This is a genomic window from Facklamia sp. P13069, from assembly GCF_050409405.1.
Classification (GTDB): domain Bacteria; phylum Bacillota; class Bacilli; order Lactobacillales; family Aerococcaceae; genus Facklamia.
Window position 1 is genome coordinate 1 of record NZ_JBNUPN010000026.1, and the last position, 26172, is coordinate 26172.

At 38.0% G+C, this 26172-nt stretch carries 27 protein-coding genes and 1 pseudogene; 4 read left to right on the forward strand and 24 right to left on the reverse strand.

Going from position 1 to position 26172, the window contains the following annotated elements; translation table 11 throughout:
• Positions 1 to 64 precede the first annotated feature (64 nt).
• From dprA to ACQV2T_RS07805, 7 genes are all read right to left on the reverse strand, one after another.
• On the reverse strand, positions 65 to 931 hold the full coding sequence (dprA, locus tag ACQV2T_RS07775; RefSeq protein ID WP_428893479.1) for a DNA-processing protein DprA: 867 nt from the start codon (positions 929 to 931) through the stop codon (positions 65 to 67).
• Positions 932 to 1069: 138 nt separating this feature from the next.
• A complete protein-coding gene (locus ACQV2T_RS07780; protein ID WP_428873417.1) occupies positions 1070 to 1855 on the reverse strand; it encodes a ribonuclease HII in 786 nt (261 codons plus the stop codon).
• Entirely contained in the window at positions 1839 to 2705 is an 867-nt protein-coding gene (ylqF, locus tag ACQV2T_RS07785; RefSeq protein WP_428873418.1) for a ribosome biogenesis GTPase YlqF, read from the reverse strand. Before ylqF ends, ACQV2T_RS07780 begins: the two co-directional genes overlap by 17 nt.
• Before the next feature lie 26 nt (positions 2706 to 2731).
• The gene (lepB, locus tag ACQV2T_RS07790) at positions 2732 to 3304 is read right to left on the reverse strand and encodes a signal peptidase I (RefSeq protein ID WP_428892633.1); all 573 of its coding nucleotides are present in this window, start codon (positions 3302 to 3304) and stop codon (positions 2732 to 2734) included.
• A gap of 1 nt (position 3305) precedes the next feature.
• On the reverse strand, positions 3306 to 4679 hold the full coding sequence (locus tag ACQV2T_RS07795) for a S41 family peptidase (protein ID WP_428873421.1): 1374 nt from the start codon (positions 4677 to 4679) through the stop codon (positions 3306 to 3308).
• A gap of 131 nt (positions 4680 to 4810) precedes the next feature.
• Positions 4811 to 5524, reverse strand: a complete 714-nt coding sequence (gene deoD, locus ACQV2T_RS07800; protein WP_428873422.1) for a purine-nucleoside phosphorylase — start codon at positions 5522 to 5524, stop codon at positions 4811 to 4813.
• A 12-nt stretch (positions 5525 to 5536) separates the two neighbouring features.
• Positions 5537 to 5755 carry a YozE family protein gene (locus tag ACQV2T_RS07805; protein WP_428873423.1) on the reverse strand — a complete coding sequence of 73 codons (219 nt, stop codon included), beginning with the start codon at positions 5753 to 5755 and terminating at the stop codon, positions 5537 to 5539.
• A 187-nt stretch (positions 5756 to 5942) separates the two neighbouring features.
• Between ACQV2T_RS07805 and trhA the strand changes: the two genes are divergently transcribed.
• Positions 5943 to 6614, forward strand: coding sequence for a PAQR family membrane homeostasis protein TrhA (trhA, locus tag ACQV2T_RS07810; protein WP_428875208.1), 672 nt, complete (start codon positions 5943 to 5945; stop codon positions 6612 to 6614).
• Positions 6615 to 6671: 57 nt separating this feature from the next.
• On the opposite strand, the gene proC is transcribed toward trhA, so the two are convergent.
• Genes proC through ACQV2T_RS07830 form a run of 4 tightly spaced genes read right to left on the reverse strand, consistent with a single transcriptional unit; the run spans position 6672 to position 10834 of the window.
• Positions 6672 to 7484 (reverse strand): pyrroline-5-carboxylate reductase, encoded by an 813-nt coding sequence (gene proC, locus ACQV2T_RS07815; RefSeq protein ID WP_428893480.1) that lies wholly within the window; start codon positions 7482 to 7484, stop codon positions 6672 to 6674.
• A complete protein-coding gene (locus ACQV2T_RS07820) occupies positions 7485 to 7976 on the reverse strand; it encodes a dihydrofolate reductase (RefSeq protein ID WP_428893481.1) in 492 nt (163 codons plus the stop codon). It lies immediately after the preceding gene.
• A 15-nt stretch (positions 7977 to 7991) separates the two neighbouring features.
• Positions 7992 to 8930 carry a thymidylate synthase gene (locus ACQV2T_RS07825; protein ID WP_428875212.1) on the reverse strand — a complete coding sequence of 313 codons (939 nt, stop codon included), beginning with the start codon at positions 8928 to 8930 and terminating at the stop codon, positions 7992 to 7994.
• A gap of 11 nt (positions 8931 to 8941) precedes the next feature.
• Positions 8942 to 10834, reverse strand: coding sequence for an ABC-F family ATP-binding cassette domain-containing protein (locus ACQV2T_RS07830; RefSeq protein ID WP_428875213.1), 1893 nt, complete (start codon positions 10832 to 10834; stop codon positions 8942 to 8944).
• A gap of 145 nt (positions 10835 to 10979) precedes the next feature.
• On the opposite strand from ACQV2T_RS07830, the gene ACQV2T_RS07835 reads away from it, so the two are divergent.
• On the forward strand, positions 10980 to 11639 hold the full coding sequence (locus tag ACQV2T_RS07835; RefSeq protein WP_428873432.1) for a lysostaphin resistance A-like protein: 660 nt from the start codon (positions 10980 to 10982) through the stop codon (positions 11637 to 11639).
• Positions 11640 to 11651: 12 nt separating this feature from the next.
• Here ACQV2T_RS07835 and ACQV2T_RS07840 read toward each other — a convergent pair whose 3' ends face one another.
• A complete protein-coding gene (locus tag ACQV2T_RS07840) occupies positions 11652 to 12329 on the reverse strand; it encodes a uracil-DNA glycosylase (protein WP_428885038.1) in 678 nt (225 codons plus the stop codon).
• Between the two features lie 120 nt (positions 12330 to 12449).
• Here ACQV2T_RS07840 and ACQV2T_RS07845 point away from each other — a divergent pair, with 120 nt between their 5' ends.
• The gene (locus tag ACQV2T_RS07845) at positions 12450 to 13013 is read left to right on the forward strand and encodes a 5-formyltetrahydrofolate cyclo-ligase (protein WP_428876262.1); all 564 of its coding nucleotides are present in this window, start codon (positions 12450 to 12452) and stop codon (positions 13011 to 13013) included.
• A 69-nt stretch (positions 13014 to 13082) separates the two neighbouring features.
• The gene (locus ACQV2T_RS07850; RefSeq protein WP_428873435.1) at positions 13083 to 13976 is read left to right on the forward strand and encodes a fructose bisphosphate aldolase; all 894 of its coding nucleotides are present in this window, start codon (positions 13083 to 13085) and stop codon (positions 13974 to 13976) included.
• Positions 13977 to 14038: 62 nt separating this feature from the next.
• Here ACQV2T_RS07850 and ACQV2T_RS07855 read toward each other — a convergent pair whose 3' ends face one another.
• The 12 genes and pseudogenes from ACQV2T_RS07855 to ACQV2T_RS07910 form a co-directional block, all read right to left on the reverse strand.
• Positions 14039 to 14932 carry a mechanosensitive ion channel family protein gene (locus tag ACQV2T_RS07855; protein ID WP_428873436.1) on the reverse strand — a complete coding sequence of 298 codons (894 nt, stop codon included), beginning with the start codon at positions 14930 to 14932 and terminating at the stop codon, positions 14039 to 14041.
• Between the two features lie 71 nt (positions 14933 to 15003).
• The gene (gene purD / locus ACQV2T_RS07860; protein WP_428875217.1) at positions 15004 to 16257 is read right to left on the reverse strand and encodes a phosphoribosylamine--glycine ligase; all 1254 of its coding nucleotides are present in this window, start codon (positions 16255 to 16257) and stop codon (positions 15004 to 15006) included.
• Positions 16258 to 16272: 15 nt separating this feature from the next.
• A complete protein-coding gene (gene purH / locus ACQV2T_RS07865) occupies positions 16273 to 17838 on the reverse strand; it encodes a bifunctional phosphoribosylaminoimidazolecarboxamide formyltransferase/IMP cyclohydrolase (RefSeq protein ID WP_428893482.1) in 1566 nt (521 codons plus the stop codon).
• Between the two features lies 1 nt (position 17839).
• Positions 17840 to 18406 carry a phosphoribosylglycinamide formyltransferase gene (gene purN / locus ACQV2T_RS07870; protein WP_428873440.1) on the reverse strand — a complete coding sequence of 189 codons (567 nt, stop codon included), beginning with the start codon at positions 18404 to 18406 and terminating at the stop codon, positions 17840 to 17842.
• A 14-nt stretch (positions 18407 to 18420) separates the two neighbouring features.
• Positions 18421 to 19461: a phosphoribosylformylglycinamidine cyclo-ligase gene (purM, locus tag ACQV2T_RS07875; protein ID WP_428893483.1), complete on the reverse strand. Its 1041-nt coding sequence runs from the start codon at positions 19459 to 19461 to the stop codon at positions 18421 to 18423.
• An 18-nt stretch (positions 19462 to 19479) separates the two neighbouring features.
• A complete protein-coding gene (gene purF, locus ACQV2T_RS07880) occupies positions 19480 to 20970 on the reverse strand; it encodes an amidophosphoribosyltransferase (protein WP_428873442.1) in 1491 nt (496 codons plus the stop codon).
• Positions 20949 to 23174 carry a phosphoribosylformylglycinamidine synthase subunit PurL gene (gene purL / locus ACQV2T_RS07885; protein ID WP_428893484.1) on the reverse strand — a complete coding sequence of 742 codons (2226 nt, stop codon included), beginning with the start codon at positions 23172 to 23174 and terminating at the stop codon, positions 20949 to 20951. Before purL ends, purF begins: the two co-directional genes overlap by 22 nt.
• Positions 23167 to 23853: a phosphoribosylformylglycinamidine synthase subunit PurQ gene (gene purQ / locus ACQV2T_RS07890; protein ID WP_428873445.1), complete on the reverse strand. Its 687-nt coding sequence runs from the start codon at positions 23851 to 23853 to the stop codon at positions 23167 to 23169. The genes purL and purQ overlap by 8 nt, the downstream gene beginning before the upstream one ends.
• Position 23854: 1 nt before the next feature.
• Positions 23855 to 24103, reverse strand: a complete 249-nt coding sequence (gene purS / locus ACQV2T_RS07895) for a phosphoribosylformylglycinamidine synthase subunit PurS (RefSeq protein ID WP_428873447.1) — start codon at positions 24101 to 24103, stop codon at positions 23855 to 23857.
• Between the two features lie 27 nt (positions 24104 to 24130).
• Positions 24131 to 25261 carry a 5-(carboxyamino)imidazole ribonucleotide synthase gene (purK, locus tag ACQV2T_RS07900; RefSeq protein WP_428885034.1) on the reverse strand — a complete coding sequence of 377 codons (1131 nt, stop codon included), beginning with the start codon at positions 25259 to 25261 and terminating at the stop codon, positions 24131 to 24133.
• Positions 25254 to 25739 (reverse strand): 5-(carboxyamino)imidazole ribonucleotide mutase, encoded by a 486-nt coding sequence (gene purE / locus ACQV2T_RS07905; RefSeq protein WP_428873449.1) that lies wholly within the window; start codon positions 25737 to 25739, stop codon positions 25254 to 25256. The genes purK and purE overlap by 8 nt, the downstream gene beginning before the upstream one ends.
• A 162-nt stretch (positions 25740 to 25901) precedes the next feature.
• Positions 25902 to 26039 (reverse strand): annotated as a pseudogene (locus ACQV2T_RS07910) (IS3 family transposase); the annotation flags it as partial.
• Positions 26040 to 26172 lie beyond the last annotated feature (133 nt).

Below are 26172 nucleotides of genomic sequence, written 5' to 3' on the forward strand. Positions count from 1 at the left end.
AGTTTTATCCCGCAAATTTTTAAAATTTCAGGACATTTTCATTTACGGTTGACATGAATACTCTTTATTTTATCTTTTGCCGTTGATAATCTAGAGCTATCTCTTCTATTAATTGGTCCAAATCGACAATCGGTCTTGCCCCTGCTTGTATTAAGTGATTGCATCCATAAGATTGCGGGTCATCGATGGGTCCAGGTAAAGCATAAATTTGACTATTATATTCCAAGGCATAATTAGCAGTAATTAATGAGCCCGATTTCTTGGCTGCTTGAATGACAATCACTACGGGGCATAGTCCAGCCACCAAACGATTTCTTGCAATAAATTGATACTTTCGAATAGCTTGATGGGGTAGGTACTCACTTAATAACAAATGACTGCTTGCTATTTGTTCTTGGAGCTGATGATGTTCTTTGGGATAATAATGCTCAAAGCCATTGGCAACAATAGCGATGGTTCTCCCTTCTTTTTCACTCATACAAGCCTTATGCGAAATAAAATCCGCTCCTTTAGCCAAACCTGAAACAATCACAAAGCTCGCTTTAGTTAGTGCCTTGCTAATTTTTTGTGCGCTTTTTTTTCCATAAGCCGATAGTTTTCTAGATCCAACAATCGCAACTAAAGGTCGATTTAAAAGGTTAAGATCTCCTCTATAAAAAAACAAAATAGGTGGTTGGGGAAGCTGAAGCCAGCGATAGGGATAGGATTTTTCACCAAAGAGAATCGCTTGCTTTTCTATATTAGTTAGAATCTCTTGACAACTTTCCCAATCCTTGAAGAGTGCCTCTTCCTTAAATGACCACATGTTATTAATAAGTAAATAATGAACACTTGCTTGACGAGAGAGATTTTGTCTAACTTTAAAATAATGCCACAAATGACGGTATTTAACGCCTTTCATCTGTAAATAGATTAACTCTCTTTTTATCATGGCCTACACTCCTTAAGCTTTTACCCTTAAGATACAAAGTATTTAGGCCATAAGTGCTCTGCGATCCTCATTAAAAGCTTTAAGACATACAAAAGAGCAAATATTTTTCAATACTTGCTCTTTAAAATTTTGGCCAACTTACGAACCATAGAATTTATTAATTTTTTGAACAGGACTAAAGGATTGTCTATGAATAGCCGTGTAGCCGTATTGTTCTAACGCAACCAGATGTTTCTTAGTTGGATAGCCCATGTGCTGGTCAAAACCATATTCTGGATACCATCTTGCATAATCCACCATCAGCTGGTCACGATGGACCTTGGCAATAATAGAAGCAGCAGCTATGGAAAGTGAGCGTTGATCACCTTTCACCACTGCTTTTTGTTGAATCTGTAAATCTAATTTCATGGCGTCTACGACAACAAAATCCACTGCTTTGTTGAGCTTTAGAACAGCTTCTTTCATGGCCATACGACTGGCCTCATAAATATTAATGCGATCAATCGCTTGAGGAGATACGCTTGTGATGGCATAAGCTTTAGCTTGTTGTTTTATCATTTCAGCTAAGTCTGAACGCTTTTGATGCGTTAAGGTTTTCGAATCATTGACGTCCACCCAATCACTGGTATCTTGAGGTAAAATAACTGCCGCTGCTACTACTGGACCAGCTATCGGACCTCTCCCCACTTCATCAACTCCTGCAAGCACAAAAGACTGGTTAGCATCCAATAATTGGCGATCAAAGTCTAGGCGTTTTTGATAAGCTTGATAACGTTGGTTATAAGCAATTAACACTCGTTTATGACGTCTTACTAGCTCTTGAACTCCTTTTCTAGGATCTTCTTTTAATTGATTGAGGTAAACATCTTCAAGGTCTTCAATTGTTTTTAGCTGCGCTTTGATTTCTTTAATGGTTTGTTTCAATGTTAACCCTCTCAATCGGACGATCGAGTGTAATCGAACCCAATTTATGTTGACGAAAATCAAATATTAATCGCTCAGCTGCTTGGGTATAGTCTTGATCCAGTTTTAATGTCTGTGTCAAACTAGTTAAAATTTCAGCCGCAGCCATCTCTTGATGATAGTCTTCTAAATGATAAAATTCTTTTAATAAACCAGGGTAAAATTGTTCTAAATGACCGATCAACACTAAAGATAGCTCCTGCATTTCGACTAATTGGTCTTTAATGGCTCCGGTTAAGGCTAAGTGATAACCCGTCAAGGGATCTTCAAACTTAGGCCATAAGATACCAGGCGTATCTAGTAATTCAAACTCTTTCCCAATTTTTAGCCACCGCTGCGCTTTAGTAACCCCTGGTTTATTGCCAGTTTGTGCTTGATTTTTTCCGACAAAGCGGTTAATGAGCGTTGACTTGCCGACATTGGGGATGCCTAAAATCATCAGACGAATCGCTCTAGGTTTTACCCCTTTAGCTTTTTGTTTGGCAAAAAAATCTACCATTAAGTCTTTGCAGGCCTTCTTAAGTTCATTCAAACCCAATTGATGCTGAGCATCAATTGCTAAAGCAATTTGACCTTGTTCTTGATAGTGTTGAATCCAATGTTTAGTTAAATTGGGGTCAGCTAAATCTGCTTTATTTAAAGCCAGAATTGAAGGTTTCTGATTAATAATTTCTGTAATCACAGGATTACGGCTGGATTCAGGTATGCGAGCATCTGCCAATTCAATTACTAAATCCACTAAATTAAGTTTTTCCTTTGCTTCCCTTTTAGCCTTTGCCATATGGCCTGGAAACCACTGAATCTGATTCAATTTATCCCTCCTTTTTAATAGACTCTTTATTCTATAGCTTGCAGTTTCCCTACTTTTCCTATTCGATCAAGAGGATAATAAATAAAGTTAGCTTCTCCTTCAATTTCATCAATATCGACATAACCAAATTGGCGACTGTCTCCCGAACCAGGTCGGTTATCACCCATCACAAAAACTTTACCTTCTGGAATAAGCGGATCACCTGTTATTTCCCATAGAGTGAAGTCTTCAGTATAATTTGTCTCCATATTAGATTTAGCCGGCTCCAAATAAGGTTCTTCAATCAACTGATCATTGATGAATAACTGATCTTCTCTTACTACAATCGAATCTCCTGGAAGGCCAATTAAACGCTTCACATAGGTTCTGCCAGAACCCATAGGATCAGGAAAGACAACAATGTCAAAACGGTCTAAATCAAATTGTTTCCACATTATCAAATGGTCTGCTTGATAAAGAGTGGGATTCATTGATTTACCTTCAACTTGAAAGGGCTGTGCAAGATAGTTACGTACAGCTAAAAAGAGAAACAAAGCAGCAAGAATCACAAAAATGATATTTACGAACTCTATTAGAATTGTTTTAAAAAATTTCCCCATCTTATTCTCCTAATAAGGCCTCGATAGCTGCTTGATATTGTGGGTCTTCTGCTTCTAAATAAGCTCGCGTTTCTTCAACCAATTTGTCACTGGTTGCTGAGTCAATAACACCGTTTACTTCTAGCTTAAAGTCCTTTTGAAAGTTCCTTACAGCTTCTTCCATTTCAGGACTAAAATAAGCCGTTTTTTCCTCTTGATAACCCAATGCTTGTAACATTAAACTAGCTGATTGAACGTATTCGGAAGCATCGCCTATTTTTAAATCTTCTTCTTGATTTAACACAATCGTATTAGCGACTTCTGGTGCTTCTACCACTTGATCAGGTTCGATTCCTTTCTCATGAATCCACCCCCCACTAGGTGTAAGCCATTTTGCTACGGTTAATTTTAATTCCCCATATGAGGATTCTGAAATCATTCTTTGAACCGTCCCTTTTCCGAAAGAAGTCACCCCGATCACAGGGGCATCCGTATTTTCTTTAATGGCAGCAGCTAATATTTCACTAGCTGAAGCCGAGCCTTCATCGATTAATAATACATAAGGCTCTGTAATTTGAAAATCACCATAGCGCTCGTCAGAAGCCACATACTCAAACGGCTCACTCAGACGATCATCTGTTTGCATAATGACTTGATCATCATCTAAGAACATATTACTAACTTGTAAAGCTGTTTCCAACATTCCTCCAGGATTATAGCGGAAATCAAAAATAAAGCGATCGACACCTTTTGACCGTAAGTCTTTAACGGCCGATACCATTTCTTCATAAGTTGATGAAGCAAATTGACTCACTTTAACGACTCCCACTTGGTCATATTCATCATCTTGTTCATAGTCGACCGTAGTAAGAGGAATTTCTTCTCGAATCATAGTTACTTCAAAGGTTGATTGACCTCTCTTGATCGTTAAAGTGATCTCAGACCCCAAGGGTCCACGAATCTTTTGCACGATTTCACTGGTGTCTAATCCCTGAAGATCCACATCATCGGCTTTTAGAATAATATCATTGGCTTTGATACCTGCTTTTGCAGCGGGAGTTCCGTCAATCGGAGCTATAACCGTAGGCAAACTATCTTTTAACATAAATTGAACCCCTATACCGGTGAAGGATCCTTCCAGAGAATCATCAAAAGGCGTTATTTCAGTAGGGTTTAAAAATTCAGAATAGGGATCATCCACCGCATCCACCATGCCTTTTAGAGCTCCTTCTAAAAGCTTTTCTTTATCTAATTCCTCAATATAATTGATTTGTAAAGAATTATAAACTTCTTGGATAATCGCTAAATCTTCTTTGGTTAATTGATCTTCTTTTTCAACTGAAGGACTGCCAAATAGCTTTCCCATAGCTGAAATCGGAAGCGCTTTATAATTCATAACCAAAGCAAAAAGCGAAAAGATTAAAAAAAGGCAAAGCCATTTATCTTGAGTCCACTGAAGAAGGTTGTTTTTTTGCTTCTTGATAAATTTGCATTTAAAAATCATTTCATCTCCCTTCTTTCTATTGTTTAATCCAATTTTAAAGCTGTTTCTAAAGCTATTTCCATCATGTCTGTAAAGGTTTGTTCACGCTCTTGAGCGGTTGTCTCTTCACCAGTTAATAGATGGTCAGAAATCGTACAAATAGCTAAAGCTCTGCGCTGATATTTTGCTGCCACGGCATAAAGTCCGGCTGCTTCCATTTCAACTGCTAGAACACCATATTGAGCTAATTTTTCTTTATCTAACTCATCATTATAAAAACGATCGCTAGAAAGTACATTCCCTACATGAACCCGGTCTCCTACTTTTGTTTGTGCCAAATGATAAGCGTGATCAAGACTTTGAAAATCAGCAAGTGCAGCATAGGAAACTTGTCCTTTAAAAATATTACTTAAAGCTGAAGAATCGGTTGTAGCTCCTTGGGCTAAGACTATGTCTCTAACTTTAACATTTTCTTGCATACCACCGGCAGATCCTACCCGAATAATTGTTTGCACATCATAGTCACGGTAAAGTTCCTCTGCATAGATCATAGCTGATGGCATCCCCATTCCAGATCCTTGAACCGATACTTTTATACCGTGGTAATCTCCTGTGTAGCCAAACATATTGCGCACTTCGTTATATTGAATAACATTTTCTAAAAATTGGTCAGCAATATATTTTGCTCTTAAGGGATCACCGGGAAACAGAACTATCGGGGCTATTTGCCCATAGTGGGCTTGAATATGTGTACTCATTAAATCTCTCCTTTAAATTGCATATTGATATTGGTGCCAGGCATCATCAAAAATACTTAATAGTCTTGAATAGTGACTATTTTTTTCTAAATAATCAGATATTTCTTGAAAATCATGACTTTGCTTGGGAAAAGCAATGTCGTTACTGACTGCATTGGCTAAGCGACTCATGGGATCATTGGCAGCTTCATCAGCATATCGCATTATAAATTCATAAAAACTAGGTCCCATCCTAGACCTCCTATTCTTTAAAGATCATTCTTTGATAAAGTTAAATACTCTGGGTTTCGTGGAATTATTTTTATTATAGCATTTGTAATCCTAATAAATAAATCAATTATTCCATAAACCGACTTTTCTTTCATCTAAACCCTAACTTAAGTATAATTGAATTAGTATAAAAGAAGGAGCCGATTAAATGTTTAATTCATCTTCGTCCAATCCGACAATGACACCATCTAGAAGTAGTCATTCATTCAAACAAGTCGAAACTTGGAATGCTATCACTCATGGAATCGCTGCTGCTTTATCTTTGCTTGGGACTTATATACTCATTAAAAAAGGATTAGCTCAAAGATCCAGCATCGATATGATTGCCTATATCGTTTATGGCTTTTCTTTGGTGGCCCTTTTTACTAATTCAACCCTCTACCATTCTTTTTCCCACAGTAAATATCGACGTGTTTTACAAAAACTGGATCATTCAGCGATCTATTTATTAATTGCCGGAACTTATACTCCCTATCTCATGATAGCTCTTAATAATCACTTGGCTTATCTCTTTCTTGCTCTCATCTGGATGTTGGCAATAGCAGGGATTGTATTTGAAGTCTTTGCTATCGACTGTTTTCCAAAGTTATCGACCTATCTTTATTTAGCATTAGGATGGCTATGCCTATTAATTATTTATCCCCTCTTTAAATCAATAGACCTTTGGGGAATAATTTATCTGGCTCTAGGTGGGATCGCCTATTCTCTTGGTACGATATTTTATTCTATGAAATCTAATCGCTGGATGCACGTTGTTTGGCACCTCTTTGTTATTTTAGGAGCAGGTTTAATGTTTTACTCAATTTTTCAATACCTATAAACTTCAATCAATAAAATCCATCTCTCATTCTAAAAAGAATAGGAGATGGATTTATTCTTATGTTCTCTCTACGGTTGCTGAAATAGCTTCAAATATAGCCGATCGAAATCCATTCGCTTCTAAACTTCTAACACCGGCAATGGTCGTACCCTTAGGACTGGTCACAGCGTCTTTTAATTGAGCAGGATGTTGATGACTTTCCAGGACCATCTGACCGGCACCAGCCACTGTTTTAGCCGCCATATCGATGGCTTGCTGACGGTTCAAGCCATAATAAACGCCGGCATCACTGATAGCTTCAATCAACTGGTAGATAAAGGCAGGACCTGATCCTGCAATAGCAGAAGCAACACCAAATAAGCTTTCTTCGATCAACTGAAGATGTCCCAAGGGTTGTAATAAGTTCTTAAATTCATTAATTACTTGGTCATTGAAATTTTCTTTCTGGTAACAATAAGAAACATAACCTTGTCCGATGGCAACAGGGGTATTAGGCATTATGCGGATAAGATGATGCCCTTGAGGAAGTAACTTTTGAATACTACTTAATGACCTACCCACTACCATCGATATCCATAATTTAGAATCAAGTAATTCAATAGAATTAAGGGAGTCCAACAAGATATTTAAGTCTTTCGGTTTGACTCCGATAAAAAAGATTTGAGCAGAAGCTAAAAGTTTTTCAAGACTATTTACTGCTTCAACACTCTCACCACAGTCCTTAGCCAAGCTTTGACTTTTATAATTGTCTTTATCATATAAGTAAAAGGCTAAATTGGAAAAGTTAGTCGAAAGAGACTTTATAATCGCTGATCCCATATTGCCACAACCAATGCAGCCAATTGCTTTAAAAGTGGTAAAATCAGTCATTTATTTTCTCACCCACCACTCAAAACGATGAGGGTATTCATTATCTGCATCTGCAGGAACTTCAACCAGCTTATCCAAACGGAACTTTTCTTGATCAATATCCGCCATATAGGTATCTGCAGGAAACTCTCCTTCGATGACGGTACGCACAATCTTATCGACGTGGTCCATCAAAGTTTTGAAAACACCTGCTCCTCCAATAACCATTAATTCTTGATCTTTTGCTAGCTCTAAGACATCTTCTACACTATGTACCAAGTTCAGCTGTGCAATATCTTGACCATAATCTTCTTGACTGGTTAATACAACCGTCTTGCGACCTGGTAAAACTCTACGGTCCATTGATTCGAAAGTCGTTCTCCCCATCAACAGAGTATGTCCCATGGTAACTTCTTTAAAAAAATTGAGGTCGTTAGGTAAATGCCATGGTAAGTCCTTTTGATAACCAATTGCGCCTTTTAAATCTTGGGCATAAACATATGTAATCATCATTTCTCCTCCTATTTACTAAACTGAGATAGCTGCTTTAATTGTTGGATGTGGATGGTAGTTTTCAATCTGAATCTGATTCAAATTCAATTGATCGATAGATTGAAAATCTGAAATGTTAAGCTGGGGAAGCGAACGTGGAGAACGCTCTAAAAGAGTCCGTGCTGCCTTTAAATGGGTTAAATACAAATGGGCATCCCCTAAAACATGAACAAATTCACCCGGCTGTAAATGAGTTTCTTTGGCGATTAAATGGGTTAATAAAGCATAAGAAGCAATATTAAAAGGAACGCCTAAGAACACATCTGCTGAGCGTTGATAAAGCTGACAGGATAAACGGCCTTTACTAACATAGAATTGAAAGAAGCAATGACAAGGTGGTAAGACCGCTTTATCAATAGCTGCAGGGTTCCATGCCGTTACGATATGCCTTCTAGAATCTGGATTATCTTTAAGAGATTCAATGACCTGCTGAATTTGATCGATGGTTTCACCATTCGCCTCCCAAGATCGCCATTGTTTGCCATAGATAGGACCTAAGTCACCATGCTTAGCCGCAAACTGATTGCTAGCTATAATATTAGCTTGAAAACTAGACATCTCCATCTGGTAGTTTTCTGCAAATTCTTTATCTTCTAGGATACGTCGACCAAAATCAGTCATGTCCACTCCTTTGTAGTCAGCTGATTGCGTATAGTTTTCAAAGGCCCATTCATCCCAAATATGATTGTTATGGATTAATAAATATTTAATATTGGTATCCCCCTTTAAAAACCACATTAATTCCGATTTAACTAGACCAAAAGGCACCCGTTTAGTAGTCAAAAGAGGAAAGTCTTTACTGAGATCAAATCGCATTTGATAACCGAAAGTTGATAGCGTACCAGTTCCTGTGCGATCGGACTTTTTGTCACCATGGTCTAGAATATGACTGATCAGTTCTTGATATTGTTTCATCCGTCTACCTCCTATTGGTCCAAATCACTTAAATAGTCATAGCGTTCATAAAGTTCTAGTAAGTTAGCTTCTAGAAACTCAATTTCAGTATGAAGATCCATTAGCTTACCAGCATCTTCTGAATGTTCTTCCATCAGTTTTTGCTTTTGCTCTATTTGGCTTTCTAACTCGACTATCCGTTCTTCAAGACCTTGCCATTCTTGTTTTTCATGATAGGTCATTCGCTTTTTTTTATTTAATTGAGACTTTTGAGCGTTTTCTTTGTTGGCTTGCTTACTTGGTTTTGCTTCATTCTCAATATGATTATCCTTAGTTTCTAAGTATTCTGAAAAGCTTCCCCAGTATAAGTCAAACTTCCCTTCTCCTTTTAAGACCAGTAATTGATCGACTGTCTTATCTAAAAAATAACGATCATGAGAAACAATAATCACTACGCCTTCAAAAGATTCTATATAGTCTTCTAAAGTATTTAAAGTCTCAATATCTAAGTCATTGGTTGGCTCATCCAATAAAAGAACATTGGGTTCTTGGATTAAGAGGGTTAATAAGTAAAGTCTTCTTTTTTCTCCACCAGAAAGTGACTGTATCAGTGAACCATGACTCTCTTTGGGAAAATTGAAACGCTCTAACATTTGCGCAGCTGAAACTCTTGAACCGTCTGGACGTTTAAACTGATCCGCTACTTGGGTTAAATAGCTTAAGATACGCATAGCTTGTGGCAAATCTTCATCTAATTGACGATAATAAGCGATATTAACTGTTTGTCCTAACCGACATATACCCTTTTTAAGTGGATGCAAGCCTGCCAAGCAATTTAAGAAAGTTGATTTCCCCACTCCGTTAGGACCCACAACTCCCAAACGATCGCCCTTAACAAATGTCTTAGTTAGACCGTTAATGATAATCTTATCAGCAATTTCGACTGTAAGGTCTTCTAATTCAATAATTTGATTACCCATCCGCTGTTGTGAAAAATTAAAATCAATAGCATCTTGAGATTGGTCTCTTAGGCCGATCGAATCCTTCAATTGGTTAAAGCGATCAATTCTAGCTTGTTGTTTGGTTGATCTGGCCTGAGCGCCTTGACGCATCCAGGCGAGTTCTTGTAAGTAGAGCCGATCTTGTTTTTGGGCTTGTTTGGCTTGCATTTCGATCAATTCAGCCTTTTTAGTTAAATAAGTCTGATAATTGCCTTCAAACTCAGTAATGCGTCCATATTGTAATTCAATAATTTTATTGACTGAGCGTTCTAAGAAGTAGCGATCATGAGTGACTAGTAATAAAGCACCTTTGTAAGAAGCTAAATATTTTTCCAACCATTGGATTGACTCTACGTCTAAATGATTGGTCGGCTCATCTAAAATTAAAAGATCCGGTTCAGCAATTAAGACTTGAGCGATCCCAATCCGTTTTTGCTGGCCCCCTGAACATTCTCCAACCCTTTTATTTAGATTATAGATTTTTAATTGGGTCAGAATAGACTTAGCCGATATCTCAACTTCCCAAGCAGATTTCAAGGTCATTTCATCTGATAATTTGGTGAATTGATCTTGTAAGAAATGATTGGTTGGGTCAGCCTCTAACTCCATGCGGCATTTTTCATAAGTTAATAACAATTGAATATCCGCTGCTTTTGAATCATAAACCGTTTCTAGGATGGTTTTATCTGGATCTAAACGAGGGTTTTGCTCCAGATAGGCAATTTCATATTGATTAGGGGCTTTAATTTGACCATTATCATAACTATCGATTCCTGCAATTACTCTTAAAAAAGAAGATTTTCCAGTTCCATTCGGTCCAATAAGCCCCACTCGATCACCTGTTCGGATTGAAAAATCGACTTGGTCGATCAATTGCTTCACACCATATGATTTTGATAGATTTTGTATACTTAGTTCTTTCATAGTCTCTACCCCTTTTTTACAATCAACTTATTATAGCATACAAGCAACTTATCTTGAAAAATATCAAAATCATTCAGCATTAGATAGACTAGTCTTTTTAGTAGGATAAGATATAATAATATTATCAAAATTTTAGGAGGTTATTATGAAAAATAGAGCTTGGAAATTACTTTTTACTTATATCCTTTTCTATCTTATCACCCCCGCTATTGCTCTTGCCTTAGGTGTGGCAGAAGAGTCGATACCATGGGTTTTACTAGTCAGTATGCTAATTATTTGCTTTGTTGCTTGGTACTTGTATGGAAAATATACAATGGATCAATGGCAGCGATTACTCCAGCAAACTAGTTGGAAGAGTCTTTTAGGTAAAACTATCCTTTGCTTCTTAATTATTGGCATTGTACGTATTATCCTACTTAGTCTAATTGAGCCTTATATAGACTTGGAGGGTATGGGGGCTAATCAACAAGCCATCCAGGATTTAATTGGGAACGTTCCTAGTTATTTTACTTTCTTTATGTTAGTTATTTTTGCTCCTTTTGTGGAAGAACTAATCTTTCGTCAAGCCATCATCGGTCCCTCAGTCCACAAAGGCAAATCGTTCAAATGGTCAATGACAATCTTATCGATTTTACTATTTACAGGAGCGCACATGGCTACTTTAGCAGATGCTGTCATCTATCTTCCGTTGACTTTAGGTCTCACTTATTTTTATTGGAAGTATCAAGCCAATGTAGCGGCATCCATGAGTTTTCATTTTATCAATAATTTGATTGCTTGGATTACGCTTACTTTTTTCACCTAGTTATAGTTTTAGCTAAGGTGCCCACTTGATAGGCTGATAGCCTTTTTCAATTAAAAAGGAATTGGTTTTCGAAAAAGGCTTGGATCCAAAAAAACCACGATAGGCTGCTAGGGGGCTCGGGTGACTGGACTTGATCACTCGATGCTTGGAACGATCTATCAACTTTTCAAGTGATTGTGCTTTTTTACCCCAGAGAATAAATATAAGAGAGTTTGGATGATGATTAAGGCATTGAATGATTTGGTTGGTGACGAATTCCCATCCGATTCCTTGGTGAGAGTTCGCTTCACCTGCTCTGACGGTTAACACGCGATTTAATAACAGCACTCCTTGTCTCGCCCAGTCTGACAGGTCTGTTTCTTTTCGGATAGGGACTTTGAGATCATCTGATAATTCTTTAAAAATATTTTTCAAAGAAGGAGGCACTGACTGGCCCTCATTCACTGAAAAAGCCAAGCCGTTGGCTTGATTAGGACCATGGTAAGGATCTTGTCCAATAATAACTACCTTAGTATCAAAATATGGACACAGCTCTAAAGCTTTAAAAACTTCTACTGCTGGTGGATATATGACAGCCTCTTCCTGGTTTAAATAATTGTTTAATTGATTCAGGACAAGCGATTGTTCTTGCTTGTCTAAACAAGCTGTCCAATCGGCTGCGATTTCTTTTAAATCAGCTAATTGATACATAAAAACACCTCTTTCTTTTATTATCATTGTAATTTAAAAGTATACAAGTAGAAAGCAGTTGATTTATCTTTTATAAACTAATGGTATAATTATAATAAGTATTTTATTAGGAGGTTCAAAATGAAGAGTAAGACAGAATTAAGAAAAGAAATTTTTGCAAAAAGAGCCCAGCTTTCAAGTGAATATCGTCGCTTTGCCGAAGAAAAAATTTATCAACAGCTTTTCCAACTGGATGAATATAAAAAAGCAAAAAAGATGATGGTTTATTATTCTACTGATGAAGAAATGAACACTCATCCCATCATTCAAAGAGCATGGAAAGACGGAAAAACAGTGGGTATTCCTCGAGTTTTCCCTGGTCGTGTCATGGAAGCCTTAGTATATAAAGAAAATTCTCCTCTAGAAAGATCCGCTTTTGGAATCTTAGAGCCAGAAAAAATCAGTCAAAGACTTGAACCAGAAGACATCGACCTTATCATTATGCCATGCGTAACTTGCAATAATCGTGGCGAGCGCCTTGGTTATGGCGGAGGCTACTATGATCGTTACTTACTTAGAGCTAAAAATGCCTATTTAGTTCTACCTTATTATGCCCAATTACAATACGATGACATTCCTACAGAAGACCATGACAAACAAGTTGACCTGGTGGTGACTGAAGAAGGCACTTACCTTATCGATTAAAATGAAATAGATTGCATATTTTAAGATTTAAAGCTATCATAAGCATAGTAAACGTAAAGGAGTAATGGAATGAATTCACAACAATTTGAACAAATTAAAAACGGCAAAGGTTTTATCGCTGCGCTTGATCAATCTGGTGGATCCACACCAAAAGCTTTAAAGGCATACGGAGTAAACGAGGACCAATATTCAAATGAAGATGAAATGTTTGATAAAGTTCATGAAATGCGTAGACGTATCATGACTGCCCCTTCTTTTAGCAACGAAAAAATCTTAGGCGCTATTTTATTTGAACAAACAATCGATCGTGAAGTTGAAGGCAAAAAAACAGCTGACTATCTTTGGGAAGAGAAAAAAGTAGTTCCTTTCCTTAAAGTGGACTTAGGACTCATGGAAGAAGCAGATGGTGTTCAACTAATGAAACCTATCACCCTTCTTGATGAATTGTTAGAAAGAGCTAATGAGCGTCATATTTTTGGAACAAAAATGCGTTCTACTATTAATTCATATTCTGAAGTCGGAATTAAAGCAGTTGTTGATCAACAATTTGAAATTGCTAAACAAATTATTGCTGCAGGACTCGTTCCAATTATCGAACCTGAAGTAAATATTCATGCAGAAGATAAAGAAAAGATCGAAGCAAAATTAGCTGAAGAGATTCTGGCTCACTTAAACAAATTGGAAGAAAATGAATTAGTGATGCTCAAAATTACTATCCCTACTAAGCCTTCTACCTATGAAGAAATTGCCAACCATCCAAATATGGTAAGAGTCGTTGCTTTATCAGGTGGATATCCTACCGAGGAAGCTAATGCCCGCTTGAAGAAAACACCTAACTGCATCGCTTCATTCTCCCGTGCTCTTTCACAAGATTTAAGAGCCAGTCAAAGTGATGAAGAGTTCAATCAAACTATTAAAGAAGCCATCGATGGTATTTACGATGCTTCAGTTAACAAAGCTTAAATATTAGGTTTATACATAAAAAGCTAACCTCAAATGAGGTCAGCTTTTTATTTGGCTATTATTTATTCTGCTTCCATGAACTGTTCTTCATTTAATGCTACTTGAACTCGCTCTTGATTACCCATGGCTAATTTCACCTTAGCTTCAGATAAGCCTTGGATAAAAGCTTTATAGTATCTAGCTTGAACGACTAACATGTCATCAACACTCTTGGACCATATCCTTATTTTATAAATCAAACGTCCTTGTGAGTCACGAAAGACTCCTAAAAATTCTGGAGCACGTAAAATCAACTGATCATCTTGTGGCACTTTTAAATAGATTTCTTGAAGCCGAGCTTCAAGCTGATCTATATTTTGTTCAGGATAAATGAACAAATCAATATCCACACGGATACTATTGAGTGAGAGATTGGACATTTGAGTAATACTGCCGTTGGGAATGAAATGATGAATTCCATTGTAATCACGGACGACCGTATTTCTTAAACCAATGGAATAAACGGTTCCACTGTAGCCATTAATATCTACCGCATCCCCAACATCAAATTGGTGTTCCAAGAGAATGAAGAAACCATTAACAACATCTGAGACTAAATCTTTAGCACCCAAACCAATGGCTAAACTGACAATTCCAGCCCCAGCTACTAAAGTACCAACTGGAACACCCATGATACTTAAGACCGTGTAGGCTAAAAAGAAATAAAAAAGATATTGAACCAAGTTAGTCAATAAACGACTAATTGTATGATTGCGTGCTTTTTTAGCAAAGCGAATACGTGAAGACCTTTTACCCAGAAAGTAACTCTCAATCATTTTAATTAAAACTTTTTTTAAAGTGTAAAGTAGAATGACTGAGAAAATGATTTTAAATAAGCTAATCAAAATATCTTGTGATAGCTGAATAATATCAATTTCCGTTCGGAATTGTGTGACGATATCTGAAATAAAGTCCATAGCCAACCTCCTAATTTATATCCTTAAAATGAAAGTCGATTGAAAACCGATATTTTCATTCTAAAGGAATGCTATGGCTTAAGCAAGTTGACCCCTATGTCTTTACGGTAATAAATTTGATCGAGTGCTTGTTTTGATAGATACTCATATATTTTGTCTTGTGCTAATTGCTTTGTGTCAGCTAAACAAGTAACCATGGCAATTCTTCCCCCGCTAGAAACAAGTGGGCGGTAAGAAGAAATTCCTGCATAGTAGATTTTCATAGTCTCATCCATAGAAGACTTTAATGAAAACTCAATCCCACGTGTAGGATTTTGTGGGTAACCTTCAGCCGCTAAGATAACTCCCATGCATGCTTTTTCTTCCCTCCACTCCACTTGGGTCTCACGACCATGCAGCAAGTCATTGATCAATTCTGCAAAATCTGTTTTCAATAAAGGCAAGACGACCTGGGTTTCTGGATCACCGAAACGTGCGTTAAACTCAATCACTTTTGGTCCTTCAGCTGTGTTCATTAGCCCTGTGTATAAAACACCATTAAAAGGAGTCCCCTCTTTATCCATAGCCACTAAAGTAGGCTCTACAATCGTTCGAAGGGTTTCTTGATATAGTTCTTCTGAGATATCTTCAACGGGGGCAAATGCTCCCATACCGCCTGTATTAGGCCCCAGATTACCATCTAATAAACGTTTATGATCTCTAGCTGGCAAAGAGTGGCAAACTTTACCTTTATAAACCATTGAAAAGATTGAAAACTCTGGTCCAAGCAAACATTCTTCAATTACGATTCTTTGCTTTGCTGGATCTTTTTCAAAAGCTAATTTAATCGCATTCTCTGCCTCTTCTTTACTTAAAGCAACGGTAACTCCTTTACCTGCAGCTGGCCCATCGACTTTAACTACAATCGGAGTCGACTGGTTATTCAAATAAGCGAGTGCAGCCTCTTGCTCAGTAAAACTAGCATACTGGGCAGTTGGAATCTTATATTTTTGCATTAATTTTTTGGCAAACAATTTAGAACCTTCGATTTGAGCAGCAGCTTTACTTGGCCCAAAAGCAATTTGACCTGCTTGGGTAAAATGGTCAACAATTCCTTCAAATAAAGGTCCTTCCGGACCTACAAAAGTCCAATCAATTTGTTCTTGTTTGGCAAAATTGATTAAGTCTTCAAAAGCATTCTCAGCGATGTCTACACAATTTATGCCATCTACTTTCATACCTGGATTGCCAGGAGCACAAAAAACCGATTCGACTAGGGGACTTTTTAACAAATGATAGGCAATCGCATGTTCGCGTCCTCCACTACCAATAACTAATAATTTCATGATTACCTCTTTCTCTTAATGACGGAAATGACGGACTTTGGTCGCTAACATAGCAATACCGTATTCATCGGCTTTGGCAATTACTTCCTTATCACCAATGGAACCACCTGGTTGTACAATTGCCTGAACACCATATTGATGGGCTAACTCAATTGTATCTGTCATTGGTATAAAGGCATCTGAAGCTAATACCATCTTAGAAAAGTCGGCACCTAATTCTTTAGCATGATCCAAAGCAATTTTAGCAGCTCCTACACGGTTAGTCTGACCTGCACCTACACCATAAGTCTGCTGACCATCAGCCACAACAATGGCATTTGATTTAACATGCTTAACCACTCTCCAGGCAAATGATAAAGCCGCTCTTTTTTCATTAGAAGTTGAAACTGTCCCCATTTGCTGCCATTGTTCAGAATCTTCTACTAAACTATCAGCTTCTTGAACTAAAAGTCCTCCACTTATCGAAGTTATTTCTTCAGCATCCATTGAAAGGTCATCCATGTCTAATTGAAGTACACGCACATTCACTTTTTGCTTGAGGATTTCTAAAGCTCCCTCTTCAAAAGAAGGCGCAATAATAACATCAAGAAACATGGAATGAAGCGTTTCAGCTAATTTAATTGTTAAGGTCCGATTCACAACCACAATGCCTCCAAAAATAGAAATTGGATCTGCTTGACGGCATCGATTAAAAGCTATCTCTATTGTTTCAGCAACCGCTATACCACAAGGATTCATGTGTTTAACTGCCACTGCACATGCTTGATCTGGAAATTCGCGGATCATTTTGATAGCGGCATCTGCATCGCGTAGATTATTATAAGATAAAGGCTTACCATTTAAAACTTTGGCATGAGTAATAGCATAAGAAGATGTGATTGGTTTTTGGTAGACAGCTGCTTTTTGATGAGCATTCTCACCATATCTTAAATCATACATCCGATCATAAGTTAAGGTAAGTGATTCAACTGGTGCAATTTGACCTTCTTCTTCCACTTCAGCAATTTGATTAGCCAAATAACTGGCAATCAAAGCATCATAAGCTGCCGTGTGAGCAAACACTTTTTGAGCCAATCGTTGACGAGTAACAGCCTTAGTCTGACCTTGACTTTCTAATTCTTCAATGACAACAGCATAGTCTCTTGGATCTACAACAACGGTGACAGATTGATAATTTTTAGCTGCAGAACGGATCATACTCGGTCCTCCAATATCAATCTGTTCAATTGCTTCTGCTAAAGTCACTTCTGCTTTTTTAATTGTTTGCTTAAATGGATAAAGATTAACAATAACAAAATCGATGTACTCAATTTCGTGATTTTTAACCGCTAGTTGATGGTCTTTATTATCTCTTAAAGCCAGTAAAGCTCCGTGAATTTTTGGATGCAAGGTCTTCACTCTGCCATCCATCATTTCAGGAAAATTAGTCACTTCCTCAACAGCCGTTGTCTTAAGTCCAGCTTCATCAAGAAAACGTTTGGTCCCTCCTGTTGAGATAATCTCAACTCCTTGAGCAATTAAGGCTTTCGCCATTGGTAGCAGACCCGTTTTATCCGAAACACTTATTAATGCACGTGACAATTTACTCCACTCCTTTAAGAAATTCTTTTACAACTTGAGGATATAATTGATGTTCTACTTGATGGATCTTTTCCTCAAGATCCACTAATTTTTCGCCTTCTTCAATCAAAACTTTCTTCTGACCTAAAATTCTGCCTGTATCGATTCCTTGGTCCACTAAATGAACAGTCACTCCTGTTTCTTTAACCCCAGCTCGGTAGGCATCAGCGATGCCGTGCCGACCAGGAAAAGCAGGAAGCAGTGAAGGATGAATATTGAGTATTCGATCAGGATAAGCTTCTAATAAAGGTGGACCAATGACACGCATGTAACCTGCTAATAGAATGTAATCAATCTGATAATCCTGCATCTGTATTAATAGAAAATTTTCATAGTCTTCTCGAGTATTAAAGTCTTTTGGACTGGCCACTAAAGTAGTTATGCCCAATTTGTTTGCTCTTTCCAATGCATAAGCTTGATGATAGTCTGAAAATAATAAGACAAATTCAATGTCAGGTCGATCCTGGCATGATTCCACTAAAGCCTGAAAATTAGAACCTGACCCTGATGCAAATACTGCAACTTTCATCCTTCCCCTCCTTACTAGTTGAAAATAACTTCTTTATCTCTTTTCTCAACCACTTGACCAATTTCATAGGCGTTTTCTCCAAGTTGGTCTAATCTTTGTTTTACTTCCACTACTTTTTCAACATCTACTGCTAGGACCATACCAATCCCCATGTTAAAAATTTCATACATTTCTAAGGATTCAATTTTTCCTAAAGCTTGCATTTGATTAAAGATTGGTAACACTGGCCAAGAGCCTAAATTAATCTCACAAGCTAAATCCTCTTGCATCATCCGTGGTAAGTTTTCGACAAACCCTCCACCTGTAATATGGGCTATTCCGTTAATTAAACCATCTTTAACCAATGGCATGACCGTTTTGACATAGATTTTTGTTGGAACTAATAAAGCTTCAGCTAAGCTTTGGTCAGCGCCTTCTAAAACTGGCTCCGATAATTGATAATCATGTTGATTGAAGAAGATGTCACGGACTAAAGAGAAACCATTGGAATGAATGCCTGATGAAGCTAAACCAATTAGAACATCTCCTGCCTTGACCTGATTACCCGTAAGCAATTCTTTTTTCTCGGCTATTCCGACAGTAAATCCTGCCACATCAAAATCTTTCTCGTCATACATACCAGGCATTTCAGCTGTTTCTCCACCCACTAAAGCAGCTCCTGCTTGAACACAACCTTCAGCAACCCCTGCTACTATTTGCTCGACTACTTGAGGATCATTTTTACCCACCGCAATGTAGTCAAGGAAAAATAAAGGTTCTGCACCCTGAGCCACCACATCATTGACGCACATGGCTACACAATCGATACCAATTGTATCGTATTTTCCTGCTTGAATAGCGACCATTAATTTGGTACCGACCCCGTCTGTTCCACTTACTAAAACCGGTTCTTGATATGAAAATTTTGAAAGATCAAACACTCCACCAAAGCCACCTAAATGAGTTAACACTTCAGGACGTATGGTTCTTTCGACATGCTTTTTCATTCTTTTAACCGCTTCATATCCAGCGTGCACGTCTACTCCTGCACGACTATAAGCATTTTCCTTCGTCAACTTATTTCCTCCTAATCATTAATCTTCAACAATGCGTTCTAATTCTGCAAGATATTCTTTTTCAAAATCATGTAGAGCTGTCGGATAATCTCCATTAAAGTATGCCATACATAATCCTTTATAAGGAGCATCTGATTGAAGGTCAATAGCCGAAACTAAACCCTCTTCACTGAGATAGGCTAATGAATCAGCATCGATAATCTTTTCAATTTCTTTTAGTGTATGGTTGGCCGCAATTAAATCGCGCGTATTCGAAATATCAATACCGTAAAAACAAGGATGTTTAAGTGCGGGTGACGCAATGCGTACATGAACTTCCTTAGCACCTGCGGCTTTTAATAAGCCAACAATTCTTTTAGACGTTGTCCCTCGAACGATGGAATCATCTACCATCACAATACGTTTTCCTTCGACAACTTTGCGGACTGCTGAAAGCTTCATCCTTACACCCCGCTCTCTTAGTTCTTGGGTTGGTTGGATAAAAGTTCGTGCAATATACTGGTTCTTAATAAGACCCATTTCATAAGGAATACCAGCTTCCTCTGCATAACCTGAGGCAGCCGAAAGTGATGAATTGGGAACACCAATTACAATATCAGCTTCGACCGGCTGTTCTTGGGCTAGTTTTTTTCCTGAATTCTTGCGAGCTGTATGTACGTTGATACCATGTATGTTCGAATCCGGTCGAGCAAAATAGATAAACTCCATCGAGCAAATAGCTTGTTGACGGCTTTCTGTATAATATTCTTTTTGGATACCTTCATTATTAATGGAAACCACTTGACCTGGTTCCACATCAAATAGATAAGAAGCACCAATTTGGTCTAAAGCGCACGACTCAGAAGCCATTACATACCCACCATTAGGCATTCTTCCTACAATCAACGGTCTAAACCCATTGGGATCACACACTCCAATTAATTCTTCTTCAGTAAGGAACAGATAAGTAAAACCTCCTACCACTTGCTTTAAAGATTCTTTTAACTTTTCAATGAAGCTTTCTTTTTGAGAGCGACGAATCAAATGCATAATTACTTCACTATCAGAAGTGGTATTAAAAATAGAGCCTTTTTTCTCAAGTTCCACTTTTAAAGTGTGAGCATTGACTAAGTTTCCGTTATGAGCCATGGCAACCGGTCCATCATTGAAATGAAAGACAAGGGGTTGGATATTATTAATATCATTAAGACCGGCAGTTGCATAACGTACATGACCTAAGGCAGCATCTCCAGGTAATTCTTCTAATTTTTGACGGCGATTAAAAACTTGATTCACTAAACCAAAGTCACGATGAGCTAGCATTTCATCGCCATTAAGGACAGCAATTCCCGCCCCTTCTTGACCACGATGTTGAAGGGCATGTAGACCATAGTAAGCATCAAATGCGGCATCTTTTTGATTCCATAAACCTATTAGACCACATTCTTCATAGGGTAAATCGAATATATCATCGGTGATTTCAGTAGAGACGACTTCTTGGCCTCGGATTACTTCCCTCTTAAAAGACATGGTATAGCTTCCTCCCATAGTTGTTGCAAGTCTGAGCGTTTGGCATCAATAAATTGGTCTTTGGCTTGAATTTGAATTCGATCTTTATCGGTTACTTGACCGATTAAAGTGAATTGGTCTTTAAATTCAGCTTCAAACGCTGCTTTTTGATCAGCTCTTACAGAAACAATAAAGCGTGAACCGTTCTCTGCGAATAAATGACTAGCTGGTAGGTCCACTTTTACTTCTAGACCTAAGTCCGTATTAAATGCTGATTCCGCTAAAGCAACAGCTAATCCACCTTCAGAAAGGTCATGCGCAGAAGCAAGATATCCTTTTTGGATAGCCGCGGCAACAGTCTCCTGGTTGGCCTTTTCAGCTGCTAAATCATAGTCAAATAAAGGACCTTCGATCTTACCTAGCATCATTTTTTGTAATTCAGATCCATTAAAGGCATCTGTCGTATGACCAATCATGTAAATAGCATCTCCAGCTGCTTTAAAGAATTGAGTAGTTACTTTTTCGATATCTTTTATTAATCCAACCATACCAATCATTGGAGAAGGATAGATTGCTTGACCATTTGTCTCATTATAAAGTGATACGTTACCAGAAATAACTGGGGTATCTAATTGACGGCAGGCTGCTGCAATACCATCAGCTGATTTATCTAATTCATAAAAGACTTCTGGCTTTTCTGGGCTTCCAAAGTTTAAACAGTCAGTAATTGCTAAAGGTTTTCCACCTGAAGCTACGATATTTCTAGCTGCTTCTGCTACAGCCATTTGGCTACCAATTTCCGGATTGAGATAGATGTAACGTGAATTATAATCAGCAGTCATAGCAATCGCTTTTTTAGTGCCACGAATTCTAACCACTGCTGCGTCTGAGCCTGGCCAGACTAAAGTAGAGGTTCGAACTTGCGAGTCGAAAGTATCGTAAGCTACTTTTTTAGAAGCGACTGTTGGCTGTTGTAAGATATCTTTTAATGTTTGGGTCGCATTATCAATTTGTGGTTGGAATTGTCCCTTATCTGCCCATTCACGAATACGCTCTGGTACTTGACCTTGATTGTTATACACCGGTCCATCTCCTAGCGAATTAACTGGTAAGTTAGCTACTTCTTTACCTTGATGCATCAAGCGGTATTGACCATCCCCAGTAACTTCACCAATCACTACAGCGTCTAGATCATATTCTTTAAAGACATTGATAATTTCTTCTTCCATACCACGCTTGACACATAAAAGCATCCGTTCTTGCGATTCAGAAAGCATCATTTCATAAGGAATCATGCCCGTTTCTCTTTGAGGAACTAGGTCAAGGTTTAAAGTTACACCTGTGCCAGCTTTTTCAGCCATTTCTGAAGACGAAGAAACTAAACCAGCCGCACCCATATCTTGAATACCCACTAAAGCTTCTTTATGGTTGTAGATAACTTCTAAACAGGCTTCCATCAGGAGTTTTTCCATAAATGGGTCTCCTACTTGAATAGCTGAGCGTTCAGATTCCACTTCATCGTCAAATTCTACTGAAGCAAAAGTTGCTCCATGAATACCATCACGCCCTGTCTTTGCTCCTACGTAAACAATAGAGTTTCCAATTCCTTGGGCTTGACCTACTTGCATATCTGCATGGTCAATTAGACCTACAGACATCGCATTTACTAAAGGGTTTCCCTTATAACAATCATCAAAAGCAATTTCACCGCCTACTGTTGGAATCCCGATTGAATTTCCATATCCAGCAATTCCGGCGACTACTTCTTCGAATAAATAGCGCATACGGTCATTATCTAACTCCCCAAATCGTAAGGAGTTCAATGATGCGATGGGACGAGCTCCCATAGAGAAGATATCTCTTAAGATACCGCCGACACCAGTTGCTGCTCCTTCATAAGGTTCAATAGCAGACGGGTGATTATGACTCTCAGCCTTAAAAACAACAGCTTGTTGGTCACCAATATCGACAATACCTGCTCCTTCACCGGGTCCTTGAAGAACTTGTGGACCATCTATTGGAAACTTCTTAAGTACTTGCTTAGAGTTTTTATAAGAACAGTGTTCAGACCACATCACAGCATAAAGGCCTGTTTCAGTAAAATTTGGTTGACGTCCTAAAATATCTTCTTTGATATGTAAGTATTCTTCATCCTTTAATCCCCAATCACGGTAAATTTTACTTGTTTCTACTTCTTGAGGAGAAAGTTCCTTTAATTTAGCCATGTTGCACCGCCTTTGTTTGATAGTGATTAATCATTGATTGAAAGACTCCAATACCATCTGTACCATTAATTATTTCTTCAACTGCCCGTTCTGGGTGTGGCATCATGGCCATCACATTGCCTTCTTTATTAGAAATCCCAGCAATATTTGCAATCGAGCCATTCGGGTTTTCTCCTGCATAACGGAAAAGAATTTGGTTGTTTTCTTCTAATAATTTAAGTTCATCTTCTGAAACGACATAATTCCCCTCACCATGAGCGATTGGAACGGTAATAATCTGTCCTTCTTCATAGGCATTTGTAAAGGCAGAACCTGCATTTACAACCTCTAGAGGCTGTTTTTTTGAAACAAATTTTAAAGAAGTGTTACGAATCAAAGCACCTGGCAGAAGTCCTGCTTCTGTTAATATTTGAAACCCATTACAGATACCAATGACTAATTTGCCTTCATTAGCAAACGCTTTAACAGCTTGCATCACGTTAGAATGAGAAGCAATCGCACCACAGCGTAAATAATCACCAAATGAGAACCCGCCAGGTACTAGGACTGCATCAAAACCTTCTAAGGAATCAGCCTTATGACTAACATATTCTACTTCTTGCCCCATGACATCTTTGATAGCATGAAAGGCATCTAAATCACAGTTAGAGCCTGGGAATTGAATGACTGCAAACTTCATCCTATTCCACCTCCGTAATTGTGTAACGATAAGATTCCATTACCGGATTAGCTAAAATTTTATCACAGATTTCCTCAACTAAAGTCTCAATTTTTTCTTGTCCTTTTTCAATTTTTAATTCAAAGTATTTTCCTTGACGAATTTCTTTAACCTGGTTAACTCCCATACGATGAACAGAACCTTTAATTGCTTCACCTTGAGGGTCTAAAATTGATTCCTTATAAGTTACGAATACCTCTACTTTATACATAAGAACAACTCCTTAAATTTTAGATTTTTATGATTTATAAGACCAATTGTCAATCTTTTTTAATGTTTTTAAAATACTCTCAGGATTTTGAGCAAGCTGAGTGATGTGTCCCATCTTACGATCTTGACGCGCTTCCCCCTTACTATATAGATGGAGGTGCCAATCGGGATGATTTGGCCATTGGTCAATCACCATCTCTTGATCTTGTCCTAAAATATTTGTCATTACAACAGGAGATAATAGTTTATTTTGTGGAAGTGTCATACCGCAAATTGAGCGAATATGTAAATCAAATTGTGAATACTGACATGCTTCAATGGTATAGTGACCTGAATTATGTGGTCGAGGTGCCAATTCATTCACTAGAATTTTATCGTCGGCTAGAAACATTTCAATACAAACAATTCCAATTAAGTTCAGTTTATGGGCAATCGTTTTTGCCAGCTTAAAGGCTTGATTGGCCACTGCTTCACAAACACGAGCGGGTACAATCGACTGATGAAGAATATGATTATAGTGAATATTTTCAGACAAAGGAAAAATACGCGTTTGACCTTGTTTATTCCTTACGACCATATGGGATAACTCCATATCGAAAGGAACAAAAGCTTCTAATATACAAGGAGCTGAGTCAATAAGCTGTTTGGCTTCTTCTATATCGTCTTCGCTCTTTAACATGATTTGTCCTTTACCATCATAACCAAAGCGTCTTGTCTTCAAGACGGCTGGGTAATCTAATTGCTCAAGACCTTGCTTAAGTTCTTCATAACTACTAACTGGATAATAATCTGCAACGGGTACACCACTAGTTCTTAAAAACTCTTTTTCTGTTAAACGATCTTGAGTAAGTCTTAAAATTGAAGAACCTTGAGGAAGATATGCTCCCTCTTCTACAATTCTATTAAGCGACTCCAAAGAAATATTCTCAAATTCAAAAGTTAATACATCGACGTGATGGGCGAATTCAGCTAGACTTTTTTGATCATCGAAAGCTGCTTGACAATGAAAGTCAGCAACTTGAGAGGCTGAACAATTTTGTCCTGGATCAAAAATACCTACGCGATATCCCATCCGCTTTGCAGATTGGGACAACATTTTGCCCAGTTGTCCGCCGCCGATAATGCCGATAGTAGAACCAGGTTTAATGTAATTATTCAAGTTCTTGCCCACTTTCTATGGACATTTGACGCATCTGTCGGTGGTATTGCTCTAATTTCTGCACTAAAGAAGCATCTTGTAGACTTAAAATTCGGATAGCTAATAGGCCCGCATTTTTTGCCCCTGCCTTACCAATAGCTGTTGTTGCTACCGGAACACCACCTGGCATTTGAACAATGGATAGTAATGAGTCCAATCCATTTAAAGTAGAGCTCTTAATAGGCACACCGATAACCGGCAAGGTAGTTTGACTTGCAACCATTCCCGGTAGATGAGCAGCTCCCCCTGCACCTGCTATAATAACTTGTAGACCTCGCTTGTGAGCATCTTTAGCATAAGCAAACATTTCATCAGGCATACGATGCGCTGACACAACTTTCTTTTCAAATTCGATTCCAAATTCAGTTAGCACTTCTGTGGCTATTTTCATTGTAGGCCAGTCTGATTTTGACCCCATAATGACTCCAACCGATACCATTTCATCGCCTCCTCAAAAGCATAGTAGCACATTAAAAGTGCTTAATAAACCTCGATTCAAACAAACAAAGGCTTAATTATCTTAATGTTCGTGTTTGAATCAGAATTAAAAACTATGCTTAAGTATTTTAATGATGTGAACCTCAAAAGTTGGAGTTTGTATTTAAACGGTTAATTGAATGGTATAGATTCGGTATTCAAGCAAAGACATACCGCTCAATTTTTGTTTTATTCTTCTATGATTATAGTGATGAATATATTGATTAATCTTATTCATCAGTTTCTTATAACTTGTCAGTGGTTCTTCATAATAGGCCTTAAATACAGTTTCTGCCCATCGGCTGTCTTGAACGCTGTCACATCAGCGTTTAATTTTTGCAGAGGATATTTTGCACTAAAGCGACGATTGAGGGGGTTGGGAGCAATTGTTTCTT